This is a genomic window from Microbulbifer agarilyticus (genome assembly GCF_001999945.1).
GTDB lineage: Bacteria > Pseudomonadota > Gammaproteobacteria > Pseudomonadales > Cellvibrionaceae > Microbulbifer > Microbulbifer agarilyticus_A.
In genome coordinates, this window is sequence record NZ_CP019650.1 from 3,040,108 (window position 1) to 3,052,854 (window position 12,747).

The window sequence follows — 12,747 nt, forward strand, 5'->3', positions numbered from 1 at the left end:
GTGGCGGATTTCAGAGTCCACCCAGAGCAACACAATAGCGAAAAAGACAGCGCTGTCAATAAGTCAGGGGATATATGACCAACCACAATCACCTGTTCACGTTTATTTCAAAGGCTTACGACCGAAATGGCGCCAACAGTCAAAAGTAATGGAACTGCCCTCCCGGCTATCGATCCAAGGCTGCGATCACTAGACAAAGTTTTTATAAGCATTTCCGCGACTAAATCATTTTCATACTAAAAAACATTGGCGGAAAGCTCCCCGCAGGCCTTGAGAACTGGGCAAAACTCTAGAGATCCAGCAATCATGGGGCTTGCGGAAAAATGACTCGTTTCACAGAAACGTTTGCAAACGGCGTTGGCATCTTCACGACTTTTGTGAGATACAACAGCTTGAACAGGGTGAGCCATAATAAATTCAGTGGTTGTTCAGCAACCACCTGAGCCAAGAAAACATTCCCTGGGGTAGCAAAATGGAATCTCGCTGTACTCGGTTTCGTTCGTCAAGGCACCTGGTTAATCCGCTACCAGCCGTGCTCGGTCTCTTACTGCTCCCAATTTCTTCAACCCTGCTTGCCGACGATATATTTATTCCCGACTCCGATAGCGCCCTGAATCTTCAGGCCGACAACGCATTTTTCATCGACAGTGCCTTTGGCATGGATAACGAAGCTCTGTACGAATCCGCCGAGAATCTACGCAACAACTCCATGGGTATGGTCCACCGTCGCCTGAACCACCAGTGGCTGGAGCAGCATACCCGCCCCAGTGACTACGCCGAGAAAACCGGCGGGCGTGCGGTCAATGAAATCCTGAAGATGGGTTTCAAGACCTATATGGCTCAGCAGAAGCGCAATAAGCAACACCCGCTGCTGCGTTATACCCAGAGTGAGGGCAAGTTCAGTAACGTACTGGATTACGACTTCCGTCTATCCGACGACAAGTTCAAGTTCTCATTCGAATACGAGTTCTGATCCGGCTGCCGTCACCCGCAAGGCGCGCGCTCCCTCATTTACCTGCTAGAATCTCCGCCACTTTTTCCACAGGCGGAGATTCCCGTGTCCGACACCGTCAAGTCACCTATTGAGTTCAACCACCTTCCGTACGCTGGCGTAGTACCCCGCCTGATTTCCCTGATCTACGACGCACTGATCGTCGCCGGTCTTTGGATGGTGTATGGCTTCTTCGCCCTACTCGTGGCCACCACATTTGGCGGCCTGCAATGCCAGCCCGAGCACATCGACTACACCCCGTGTGTGGGCGGCCCGCTGTATCAGCTCGGTTTGTTATTCGTCACCGCCGGTTATTTTTTCTGGTCATGGCGAGCCGCGGGGCAGACCATCGGCATGCGCGCCTGGCGCCTGATGGTGGCAAACAACAACGGCGTGCAGTTGAGCTGGTACCAGTGCTGTATTCGTGCACTGGTCGGCCCACTGTCGGTGGCATGCCTGGGACTCGGGTATTTCTGGGGATATTTCCGGCCGGATCGGGCCAGTTGGCATGACCTGGCGTCAGATTCGGAAGTCCGGCAGCTGCCAAAAAAGAAGAAGAAAAAATCGCTGTAAGATCCGGCAGACCAAGCGAAAAATAGTGAGAAACGGGCGCTTAGCGCGCCCGCTTCAATAAGAGCCAGCCGAGCAGGAAGCTCGCCAGAATCGGCACGATCACCGCGATAAACGGCGGGAAGCCAAACACCACGGAAGACGGCCCCAGCATATCCTGCACCGTCTGGAACACGATCCCCACTATCACCCCGGTAAACACCCGCAACCCGGTGGTCACCTCGCGCAGCGGACCAAAAATAAACGAGATCGCCATCATCACCAGACCCGCGATGGTCAACGGTTGCAGTACCTTCTTCCAGAATGCCAGCCAGTAACGTGCGGACTCCTCGCCTTTGCGATCGAGGAAACGACCGTAAGACCAGAGGTTTCTGGGAGAAAGGTCTGAGGGCAGCGGCACCACCAGAGAGAACAGTTCCGGTGACATGTCCGAATTCCAGGTGGAGCGCGCTTCCCGGCTGCTACTGGCGCGATCTGCCGTCAGACGGGTCTCGCGGCTGTTCTGCAGCTCCCAACGACCGCTTTCGAAATGACCGCGTTCGGAGAACACCACTTGCTGCAGCTGGCGATCCTCATCGAACTTATAACGGGTAATACCAAACAGGGTTCCACCCGGCAGCGCCGCGTTGAAGTGCACGAACTCCCCGCCATCAAACAGCCATAACCCATGCTCCAGACCGGAGTTTTCCAGCTCACCCTGAGCAATCGCCCGACGACTCTCGGCGGTTTGATTGGTGTAAGGGATCACCAGCTCGGCGAGCGCCAGGCCGAAAATAATCAAAACGATCACCGGCTTCATTACCGCCCAGGCAATACGTCCGATAGATACACCCGACGCACGCATAACCGTAAGCTCGCTGGTACCCGCAAGTGTGCCAAGGCCCACCATACAGCCCACCAGCGCAGAAAAGCCCAACTGGCTGTAGATGCGTTCAGGCAGAGTCCACAGCACGTACTGGAGCAGATTCGTAAACTGATAGTCGCCACCCAGGTCACCCAGCTCGTCGACTATGGCAGAAATAATATCCAGCCCGAGAATGACCATCAGCACCGCAAGGATTGCCATGGTTACGGTACGGGCAATATAACGATCAAGCAGAGACATCGGCACCTCCAGCACTGCTTGCGCCGCCACTACTTGCGCCGCGCTTACGCGACTTGCGGTCACGCCCGCCGAGCAATATCAGCCCGAGAATCAAGAATGGTGGATGCACCAACCAAATTGCCCAGGCCTGCTCGATCTTGCCATCCTCAATGGCACCGCGAACACTCTGCAGGGCAACCAGATACACGATGTAGAGCAGTACCGCGGGAATCATCTTGGCGTAGCGACCCTGACGTGGATTGGTACGACTCAGTGGCACTGCCAGAATGGCGACGATCAATACCAGTACCGGCAGGCTGAAACGCCAGTGCAGGTTCACCCGTTCGCGAGGATCCCCACTTTTCCACAAGGCCACGGTGGACATGGACTGCAGCTTTTCACTGGCTTTTGAACGAAGGCGCGGTACCTCAAGAAGCACCTCGTAGCTGGCAAACGCCATCTGTCGGTAATCGTTCTGACCGGGGACCCCTTCGTAGCGGTAGCCATCCCGTAAAACCAGATAACGCAGGCCGGTTTCCGGGTCTATCTGCTGCACGCCTTCGCGGGCTACGGTAACAATCTGGTGGTCGGTTTCAGTATCGCCGCGGGAGTTGCCTAGCTCGGCAAGAAACACATTGTGCATGGTGGAGCGATCGTCGCTCAGCCCCTCGGCGTAGTAGACCGCGCGATTACCACTAGTGGCGATAAATTTCTTCGGCACCAGGTGATCAAACTCGTTGCGGGTTTTATCCGCGGTAAGCAGGTGCGAGGTGCGCTCAATACCAGTGGGAGTTAGGTACAAACTCATTGCGGCAACAAACGCTGCCACCATGACAGCGGGCACCAGGGTGTAACCCAGCAGCTGACGCTCACTGAAGCCACACGCATGCAGCACTGTCATTTCGCTTTCGATATACAGGCGGCCGTAGGCAAGCAAAATACCCACAAAGAAGCCGAGGGGAATAACCAGCTCGAGAAAGCCCGGCAGACGAAAGCCCATGAGGGAAAACAGAATTCCGGCAGACAGGTCGCCCGCCGCCGCTTCCGCCAGGTACTTCACAAAGCGGCCGCTCATGACCATCAGCAGCAACACGGCACTAACGGCCAGGGTTGCACCGAGTAACTCGCGGCAGAGGTAGCGGAAAATTATCACTGAACGACCAGCTTCCCTGATTGCACTGTTTGATTTCGGGCGATTTGAAATGCGATTCCGGTTTATCGGTATCGGCGAGTGTCAGAATAGGACACCTGTTCAGAGGTTCCCGAGCAAATCGATCCTTCTCGGGTTAAACTTGTGCGGCGCATTATCACCAAAAAGCCCGGCAATGTCTCGGCCCATCAGCCAATCTCTGGCCCACTGACAGCAAGACGCCCCCGAGCCAGTAATAAATAGCTCGAAGTATTCGTCTGTAACGAAGCCGCGGCAGGCAAAAATTCATAAAGGAAACGATTACATGCAGTTTACCGCCAAGGTCACCGATATCCTCAAGCAGCGTAGCGCCTGCGCCATTCTCGCCGTCGATAACAAGAACCGCCTCACCGATAGTGGCAGCGCGCTGGACAAGGCAAATGGCGGTCTTTTGAGCAAAATCCTGAAGCGCGGCGATCTGGGCAGCGCTGCGGGCGCTACTCTGATGGTACCGACCGTGGAAGGTGGCGCCGAGCGTGCACTGCTGGTACGCACCTCTAAGACCCCGATTTCCCAGGCAGAATTCCGTAAAGTGGCCAACAACAGCGCCATGGCTGTTAAATCCCTCAAAGATGCTTCCTCTTACCTGGTGGAAGTCTCCGTAAAAGACGCCGACGCCACTTGGCAGGCCGCGCAAGTGGCACTCGCGGCAGGCCTTGCCAGCTACAAGTTCACTCGCTGCCACAGCGACGCCAAGCCGAACCCGCTGGCGAAGTTCGCCGTTCATGCGTCGGACAAGAAACAATTGAAAGCGGTACAAAAAGGCGTGGAGCTCGGCGGCGGCCAGGCGCTCGGCAGCAATGTCGCGCGCGAACTGGGCAACCTCCCCGGCAACATCTGTACCCCGAGCTACTTGGTGGGCGAAGCCAAGACGCTGGCGAAAAAACACGCAAAACTGTCCACCACTGTTCTGGACAACAAGAAAATGGAATCCCTCGGCATGGGCTCATTCATGAGTGTCGCCAAGGGCAGTGACGAGCCGGCGGCGATGATCGCCATGAACTACAAGGGCGGCAAAGCCGGCCAGAAGCCGATCGTGCTGGTGGGTAAAGGCATCACGTTCGATACCGGCGGCATCAGCCTGAAGCCGGGCGCAGCCATGGACGAAATGAAGTTCGACATGTGCGGTGCGGCCAGTGTGTTCGGCGTAATGAATGCGCTGGTTGAAATGAACGCGCCGGTGAACGTGGTAGGAGTCGTTGCTGCTGCCGAAAATATGCCCAGTGGTCGCGCCAGCAAGCCCGGCGACATCGTGACTTCCATGAGCGGTAAAACCATCGAGATCCTCAACACGGACGCAGAAGGCCGACTGGTACTGTGTGACGCGTTGACTTGGGCGGGCAAATTCAAGCCCAGTGTAGTGATCGACGTGGCCACTCTGACCGGCGCCTGTGTAATCGCCCTTGGCCACCATGCCACCGGTCTGTACGCCAACCAGGACAAGCTTGCTAACGACCTAATCGCCGCCGGCGAAACCAGTGGTGACCGCGCCTGGCGTATGCCGCTGTGGGACGAGTATCAGCCGATGCTGAACTCCAACTTTGCCGATATGCAAAACATTGGTGGTCGCGAGGCTGGCTCTGTAACGGCAGCCTGCTTCCTGGCCCGCTTTGCCGAAGACTACAACTGGGCACACCTGGATATCGCAGGTAGTGCATGGAAGTCCGGCGCAGCGAAAGGTGCAACCGGCCGTCCAGTACCGCTGCTGCTGCAATACATTCTGAACAAAAAGTAATCACAAACCAGCTACAAAACCGAAGCGCTGATGCGAGGGTACAAATGGTCACCTTCGCATCAGACCTTTGGAATGCATTCCTACCAATATGACCCGAATAGACTTTTACGTATTGGCTTCTGAGAATCCCGATGAGATTCAGAACTTTGCCTGTCGTCTCGCAGAAAAAGCGTTTCGCAATGGACTCAAGGTATTGATCGCTGTGGATAACGGAGAGCAAGCCAAGCAAGTGGACGAGCTGCTGTGGACATTCCGTGAGGACAGCTTCCTGCCGCACGCGCCCCAAAACCTCGACCAGCAGGCCGCCATTGAGGTCAACAGCGGCGAAGATCCCGGCCAGCATCACGGCCTACTGATCAACCTGTGCGCCGATACCCCCGGCTGGTTCAGCCAGTTCGACCGGCTGGCCGAAATCGTCTGCCAGCATCCCGACTCTCTGGCGCGTTCAAGAACTCGATACAGTCACTTCCGCGACCGCGGATATCCGTTACAATCCCATAAAATTGGCAACTGATCAGAACCCGAACCTAATTCCATGTCCGGCCGCAAGAAAAACAGAAAGCACCGCCACGGCCAGCCGCCGCACGAACTGCTGAACGAGCTAAGTTCGCTGCACGAGCTGCTGGGCAGTGACATGGAAGCGGATATTCCCCTGCTGGACCAGGTAGCCGGCCCCGCCGCCAGTGGCAACACCGCGCAACCGCAGCAGACAGCACCAGCCAAACCAACAGAGTCATCCCCGGCCCCCAAGGCTCAGCCGCGGCCACTGGAAGAAGCTGACCTACCGATCCTGTTCAGCCCCATCGATGAAGAGCTGGAAGACGAGTACGCCCCGGTATTGAGCGATGCAGACCGTGAGCTGCTGCGTCCCCTGCAGGACCTTCCGCGAACCGTCGCAGCCGACAGCGCCCAGCCAGAGACGCCAAAAGAGAAACGCCCGAAGCCTGAGCCCGCGAAGAAATCTGAAGCGCAAGCAGACAGCATGTCCGCGTCCCGCGAAGAGTTCCAACCTGGGCTGTTCGATTCTCCGCGAAAAAAGGCGGAGCCGTCGGCGAACCCGGCCCCCAAAAAATCCGAGCCGACACCTGAGCCTGCAGAAAAAAAAGCACAGGCTTCGGCAGATGCCTCAACGGCCAAGTCGGAAGCTCAAGCCGACAGCGCCAAACCGGGCGAAGACAAAGCACAGACTATTAAGACTAAGCCCGCCCCCCAGCGAAGTGGCGCTGAGAATCCATTTCTGCCAGCACATATTCGTGCGCGCCTGACTGGCGGACGGGTACCGCGGCCAGAGGATCTGGCCACCGCCAAACCCAAGACAGAAGCCATCGCACCAGAATCCCAACCCACGACGGATCAGGTACAGGCTGAACAGCCTGCCGCCACCGAATCTCAGGCCTCAGAAAGTACCGATGAGCCCAAAGAACCCAGCGCACGGGAAAAGTTGATCGAGCAACTTATGGCCGAGCAGCTCCCGGAGCTGGAGCGGCAGCTACGCGCCAATATCACGGCCCTGGTGGACGAGATTTACCCGGAGCAGGAGTAAGCGGCTCCAAAGCACGCACAACATTTGCCCCTCCTCGGCCCAGCGGTATAATTCCGCCCCCTTTTCTCTATTCTCTAATTTTAATGGCCCGGGAAATTGTGACCCGGCAGCCAGCCCATACAACGCAAGGCATTCCCCCGCGCATGGACAAGACATACCAGCCCAACGCCATCGAACAACAGTGGTACAAAACCTGGGAAGAAAACGGCTACTTCAAGCCTTCCGGTGATACCGAAGCCACCCCCTACAGCATCATGATTCCGCCGCCGAACGTCACCGGTAGCCTGCACATGGGCCACGGCTTCCAGGAATCCATCATGGATGCGCTGATTCGCTACCACCGCATGAAGGGCGACAACACCCTGTGGCAGGTGGGTACCGACCATGCCGGTATCGCCACTCAGATGGTGGTGGAGCGCCTGCTGGCCGCCGATGGCAAGAATCGCCACGAGCTGGGCCGCGACAAGTTCATTGAGAAAGTGTGGGAGTGGAAGGAAGAGTCCGGCGGTAATATCACCCGCCAGCTACGTCGCCTGGGCGCCAGCCCGGACTGGTCCCGCGAACGCTTCACCATGGACGATGGCTTCTACAAAGCGGTGCAGGAAGTCTTCATTCGTCTGTACGAAGACGACCTTATCTACCGCGGCAAGCGCCTGGTGAACTGGGATCCAAAACTGCACACCGCGATCTCTGATCTCGAAGTGCTGAACGAAGAAGAGCAAGGCAGCCTGTGGCATTTCCGCTACCCGCTGTCTGACGGTTCCGGTCACCTTGTGGTTGCCACTACCCGTCCGGAAACCATGCTGGGCGATACCGCGGTTGCCGTGCACCCGGAAGACGAACGTTACAAGCACCTGATCGGCAAGACCATCAAGCTGCCACTGGCGGACCGTGAGATCCCGATCATCGGCGACGACTATGTTGACCTGGAGTTCGGTACCGGCTGCGTGAAGATCACCCCGGCCCACGACTTCAACGACTACGAGATGGGCCAGCGCCACGATCTGGAAATGATCAATATCCTGGACCAGGACGCCATCCTCAACGATAACGTGCCGGAAAAATACCGCGGCATGGAGCGTTTTGCTGCGCGCACGCAAGTAGTAGATGACCTGGATGCACTGGGCCTGCTGGAAAAAATCGAGCCGCATACCTTGAAGGTTCCGCGCGGCGACCGCAGCGGCGTGGTGATTGAGCCTTGGCTCACCGACCAGTGGTACGTAAAAACCCAGCCGCTGGCGGATGAGGCAATCAAGGTTGTCGAAGACGGCCGCGTTGAATTCGTGCCGAAAAACTACGAGAACATGTACTTCTCCTGGATGCGCGACATTCAGGACTGGTGTATTTCCCGCCAGCTGTGGTGGGGCCACCGCATCCCCGCATGGTACGACAACGACGGCAATGTGTACGTTGGCCGCAGTGAAGAAGAGGTGCGCAGAAAGCACAACCTCGGCGACATCGAGCTGCGCCAGGACGACGACGTTCTCGACACCTGGTTCTCCTCTGGCCTGTGGACCTTCGGCACCCTGGGCTGGCCGGAAGAAACACCGGAACTGGAAATGTTCCACCCCACCAGCGTGCTGGTAACCGGCTTCGACATCATCTTCTTCTGGGTTGCGCGCATGATGATGCTAACCCTCTACTTCAAGAAGGAAGTACCGTTTAAAACCGTATACGTGCACGGCTTGGTGCGCGACGGCCAGGGCCAGAAGATGTCCAAGTCCAAGGGCAATGTACTGGACCCGATCGACCTGATCGACGGTATCGACCTGGAAAGCCTGGTGACCAAACGCACCGCGGGCATGCAGGTGCCGCGCCTGCGCGAGAAGATTGAAAAGCAGACCCGCAAGGAATTCCCGGACGGCCTCGCCGCCTACGGTACCGACGCCCTGCGCTACACCTACTACTCGCTGGCCTCCACCGGCCGCGATATCAAGTTCGACGTCGGTCGTATCGAGGGTTTCCGCAACTTCTGCAACAAAATCTGGAACGCCTCTCGCTACGTGCTGCAAAACTGCGACGGCCACGACTGCGGGCAGGACGGTAGCGAAGATTTCGAGCTGTCCATCGCCGATCGCTGGATTATTTCTCAACTGCAGCGCACCGAAATTGCAGTCAAGGAAGCCATCGAAAGCTACCGCTTTGACCTGGCCTCCCAGGCACTGTACGACTTCGTATGGAGTGAGTACTGCAGCTGGTACCTGGAACTTTCCAAGCCGGTGCTGTGGGACGACAACGCCAGCGACGCAGTGAAAAAAGGTACCCGCCGCACACTGATCCGCGTACTGGAAACCATTCTGCGTATGGCGCACCCGCTGATGCCGTACATCACCGAGGAAATCTGGCAGCGCGTAAAAGAACTGGCTGGCAAAGCCGGCGACACCATCATGTTGCAGCCCTACCCGGAAGCCAATGAGCACCGCATCGACGAAAATGCCGAAACGGCGATCGCCTGGCTTAAGGGCGTGATCGAAGGCGTGCGTAATATTCGCGGTGAAATGAACATTTCCCCGGCGAAGAAAATCCCGCTGATCTTGCGCAATGGCTCCGAACGCGACGAAGAACTGCTGAAGCAGACCCGTAGCCTGTTGACCAAACTGGCAAGCCTCGAGTCCATCGAATCTCTGGAAGCCGGTGCGGAAGCCCCAGCCTCCTCCACTGCACTGGTGGGCGAGCTGGAACTGCTGGTACCTATGGCAGGACTGATCGATGTGGAAGCGGAAAGCGCGCGGGTTCAGAAGGAGCTCGACAAGCTGGACAAGGACCTCGCCAGTGTTGCCGGTAAGCTGAAAAATCCAAACTTTGTGAACAAGGCACCGGAAGCGGTAGTGAACAAGGAAAAGGAAAGACTGGCCGATCTGGAAAGTGCGCGCGCGCGCTTTGCGGAACAGCTGGAGTCTCTGAAGAACCTGTAACCTTTCTGGTTCTTGAGAACAGAAAAGGCGAGCTGCTAGCTCGCCTTTTTTATGCATTCGCTTTATTCACTGGTTGAATCGATTTGGTTGTTCAACCGTTTATGCGATTATGCCATCGGCTCTGCCGCGAAATAATCCATCGAGTAGGCCAATCGCTCATCTACACCCTTTTCCAACTGCTCCAGATCCATCTTCTCGATATGTTCCAGGCGCGTGCGCAAGCCAACACCATTGGCAATCTGGATCGCGAGGCCGGGGCGCGCATTGGCTTCCAGCAAGAGCGGCCCACGCCGGCGGTCCAGTACAATGTCGCAGCCGAGATAACCGAGCCCGGTCATCTCATAACAACTGGCTGCGAGGCGCACCAGCTCCTTCCAGTCCGGCACTTCGAGGGCTGAAAAACGCATTTCGGTATCCGGGTGCTGGTCGATTCGAACACCGTGCTGCACCGCATGGCAGGATTTGCCCGTCGCCAGATCCACCCCCACACCCACGGCACCTTGGTGCAGATTCGCCTTGCCATCGGAAACGTGTGTGGAGCAGCGCAGCATGGCCATTACCGGATAGCCACGAAACACAATCACGCGGATGTCCGGCACACCCTCATAGGAATACTTGTCGAACACCGGATCAAAATCCACCAGCGCCTCGATCATTACCCGGTCCGGCTTACCGCCCAAGCTATACAGGCCACTGTGGATATTGCTCACGTGGCGCTGAATATCCAGCGCGGTGACTTTGGCTCCCGAGGGCTTTAAATAGTCGTCGCCGTCGCGCCCGACAATCACCAAAATTCCCTTGCCGCCCGAGCCCCGCGCGGGCTTGATCACAAATTTGTCCAGCGGCTCGATCACACCCATTACCCTTCTGCGGCTTGGCTGTGTCTCAAACGCAGCGATCAATTCCGGTACGGGAATACGGTAACGCTTTGCCTGGCGCTTGGTATTGAGTTTGTCATCAACGATGGGGTATTTGTCGCGGTCGTTGTAGCGCGCAATGTAATTTACATTGCGCGCATTCATACCAAGCACACCGCGCCGATTCAGCGCGAAGGGTGAGACCAGTCCACCGCGGAACAGATAGGACAGGTGCATCAGCGCACCAGCTGGCGGAAGCGCGCCAGTTCAGCCAGCCTGAAACCGGTGTAGTTACCGACGATCATAATCACGCCCAGCAGTACCAGCAGCAGCTCAGGGAAGTTAAACGTCCAGTGCTCGATATAGCGGTTGGTCATCACCCACCAGGCAATCACCGCCACCAGCAGGCTACCACCCGCCTGAATCAGTACCTCGTAAGGGCCATCTTCCTCCCACACTATCGACATCCGCTCGATGGTCCAGGCCAGAATAATCATCGGGAAGAAGGTGACCGTCAGCGCCTGCTCAATGCCCAGTTTGTAACTGATCACACTGATCGCGCCCATCAGGATCACCACCGTCACTACGACGGCGGCGATCCTCGCCACAAGGAGCAAATTCAACCTACTTAAATAGAAACGAATCCACAGACCGAGGATCAGGATCAGGACAAAAATCGACAGGCCGGTAAGCAGCTGGGTTTCAATAAACGCAATCGCCAGCAGTACCGGCATAAAGGTACCGGAGGTACGCAGGCCGACAAATACGCGCAGCAATACCACTACCAGTGCGCCGACAGGGACCAGCAGAATCAGTTTGAAAATGCTCTGCTGCTCAATAGGCAGGCTGTATATGGAGAAATCCACCAGGGCTTCTTTTTCCTGGCTGGTACTCAACATGGCGACGTCCCGCGCCGGCACGTCGTTGGAGATAACAGAGAAGGTCACACGAGAGTTGTAGCCACCTTCCACGTCTAACAGACTTTTGCCGCCGCGCTGCCAGATAAAGAAGTTTTTCGGCACCCCTGGGGAGCCACTCTGCGGCTCAAACACCACCCAGCGTATGCCGTCGTAGATCTCCAGCAAATCTTCCGGCGACATCCGCCGGCGGTCGTCCTCCAGATAGAGGCCGCGAATACGATGTGCAGGCACGTCGGCAGCCGCCAGCACCAACAGCGCCACATCGACGAAAGAGCGATCTTTGTAGTAACCAAAAATCATGTTGGCGTCCTGGTTGCGGCGGTCAGCCAGGGCGGTCAGCAGTTCGGTGGTAAAAGTTTGCGTATCGGACGAGCGTTGGCGGGCCGTGTCTACCAGCGAGTAGATCGCCTGGCGCACCGCCTCCTGTTCGCGAGCAGCCAGCAGCGGTTTCACCACTTTGGTACTCATATCCAGGGGCTGCTCCAGCGCCGCACCGGGCGTCTGGTGTACATCGAGCTGATAGAAGAGCGACTGCGGGCCGCTGGCCTCGCGCTTGGCCCAGACCGCGCGATACTCGTCGTCTTCTTGAATGATATTGAAACCGTAGCCGGAGGAGCTGAAGGTTTCCCCCAGCACTTCCATATTGCGCTGTTCCCGTGGCAGGGTGAGCGCAGCCTTGGCCGGGCCACCGTCTGCGGTAAACCCTACCTTGGCCTCAATGGTCCAGACAGTGCGATATTCACCAGGCAACAGTGGAAAGCCCAGTTCGACGTTTTTGTATATGGTGAGGCCGGCGCCCATCAGCGTGAGCAGCGCAGCCAGAATGTAGACTTGAGCCCGTGGCGACATTCGCCATTCCCCGTATCAAGATAATTTGCAGAATTTAGCGGCGTATTCTGCCGAATGCCATTAATTCTGCCATTAAACGCGACACATTTATCGG

Annotated in this window: 10 protein-coding genes; 6 read left to right on the top strand and 4 right to left on the bottom strand. The window is 56.9% G+C overall.

Annotated features, from left to right (window positions below):
• Positions 1-532: 532 nt before the first annotated feature.
• The gene (locus Mag101_RS12665) at positions 533-973 is read left to right on the top strand and encodes a hypothetical protein (RefSeq protein ID WP_077405606.1); all 441 of its coding nucleotides are present in this window, start codon (positions 533-535) and stop codon (positions 971-973) included.
• 84 nt (positions 974-1,057) lie between these two features.
• Positions 1,058-1,564: an RDD family protein gene (locus Mag101_RS12670; protein ID WP_077405609.1), complete on the top strand. Its 507-nt coding sequence runs from the start codon at positions 1,058-1,060 to the stop codon at positions 1,562-1,564.
• Positions 1,565-1,604: 40 nt separating this feature from the next.
• On the opposite strand, the gene lptG is transcribed toward Mag101_RS12670, so the two are convergent.
• Both lptG and lptF read right to left on the bottom strand, forming a co-directional pair.
• Positions 1,605-2,666, bottom strand: a complete 1,062-nt coding sequence (gene lptG / locus Mag101_RS12675; protein ID WP_077405612.1) for an LPS export ABC transporter permease LptG — start codon at positions 2,664-2,666, stop codon at positions 1,605-1,607.
• Positions 2,653-3,798: an LPS export ABC transporter permease LptF gene (gene lptF / locus Mag101_RS12680; protein WP_077405615.1), complete on the bottom strand. Its 1,146-nt coding sequence runs from the start codon at positions 3,796-3,798 to the stop codon at positions 2,653-2,655. The genes lptG and lptF overlap by 14 nt, the downstream gene beginning before the upstream one ends.
• A 301-nt stretch (positions 3,799-4,099) precedes the next feature.
• Here lptF and Mag101_RS12685 point away from each other — a divergent pair, with 301 nt between their 5' ends.
• The 4 genes from Mag101_RS12685 (at position 4,100) to Mag101_RS12700 (ending at position 10,027) form a co-directional block, all read left to right on the top strand.
• A complete protein-coding gene (locus tag Mag101_RS12685) occupies positions 4,100-5,569 on the top strand; it encodes a leucyl aminopeptidase (RefSeq protein ID WP_077405618.1) in 1,470 nt (489 codons plus the stop codon).
• A gap of 88 nt (positions 5,570-5,657) precedes the next feature.
• Positions 5,658-6,083 (top strand): DNA polymerase III subunit chi, encoded by a 426-nt coding sequence (locus Mag101_RS12690; RefSeq protein WP_077405621.1) that lies wholly within the window; start codon positions 5,658-5,660, stop codon positions 6,081-6,083.
• Between the two features lie 21 nt (positions 6,084-6,104).
• Positions 6,105-7,112, top strand: coding sequence for a hypothetical protein (locus Mag101_RS12695; protein WP_077405624.1), 1,008 nt, complete (start codon positions 6,105-6,107; stop codon positions 7,110-7,112).
• A 143-nt stretch (positions 7,113-7,255) separates the two neighbouring features.
• Positions 7,256-10,027, top strand: a complete 2,772-nt coding sequence (locus Mag101_RS12700) for a valine--tRNA ligase (RefSeq protein WP_077405627.1) — start codon at positions 7,256-7,258, stop codon at positions 10,025-10,027.
• Between the two features lie 107 nt (positions 10,028-10,134).
• Here the strand turns inward: Mag101_RS12700 and Mag101_RS12705 are convergent, their stop codons facing one another.
• Entirely contained in the window at positions 10,135-11,121 is a 987-nt protein-coding gene (locus Mag101_RS12705; RefSeq protein ID WP_077405630.1) for an alpha-L-glutamate ligase-like protein, read from the bottom strand.
• On the bottom strand, positions 11,121-12,653 hold the full coding sequence (locus tag Mag101_RS12710; RefSeq protein WP_077405633.1) for an inactive transglutaminase family protein: 1,533 nt from the start codon (positions 12,651-12,653) through the stop codon (positions 11,121-11,123). The genes Mag101_RS12705 and Mag101_RS12710 overlap by 1 nt, the downstream gene beginning before the upstream one ends.
• Positions 12,654-12,747 lie beyond the last annotated feature (94 nt).

What these genes read in the sequence shown, in the direction of transcription:
- lptG (WP_077405612.1), bottom strand. Translation starts at nt 2,666, where the DNA reads ATGTCTCTGCTTGATCGTTATATTGCCCGTACCGTAACCATGGCAATC.
- Mag101_RS12685 (WP_077405618.1), top strand. Translation starts at nt 4,100, where the DNA reads ATGCAGTTTACCGCCAAGGTCACCGATATCCTCAAGCAGCGTAGCGCC.
- Mag101_RS12690 (WP_077405621.1), top strand. Translation starts at nt 5,658, where the DNA reads ATGACCCGAATAGACTTTTACGTATTGGCTTCTGAGAATCCCGATGAG.
- Mag101_RS12695 (WP_077405624.1), top strand. Translation starts at nt 6,105, where the DNA reads ATGTCCGGCCGCAAGAAAAACAGAAAGCACCGCCACGGCCAGCCGCCG.
- Mag101_RS12700 (WP_077405627.1), top strand. Translation starts at nt 7,256, where the DNA reads ATGGACAAGACATACCAGCCCAACGCCATCGAACAACAGTGGTACAAA.
- Mag101_RS12705 (WP_077405630.1), bottom strand. Translation starts at nt 11,121, where the DNA reads ATGCACCTGTCCTATCTGTTCCGCGGTGGACTGGTCTCACCCTTCGCG.
- Mag101_RS12710 (WP_077405633.1), bottom strand. Translation starts at nt 12,653, where the DNA reads ATGTCGCCACGGGCTCAAGTCTACATTCTGGCTGCGCTGCTCACGCTG.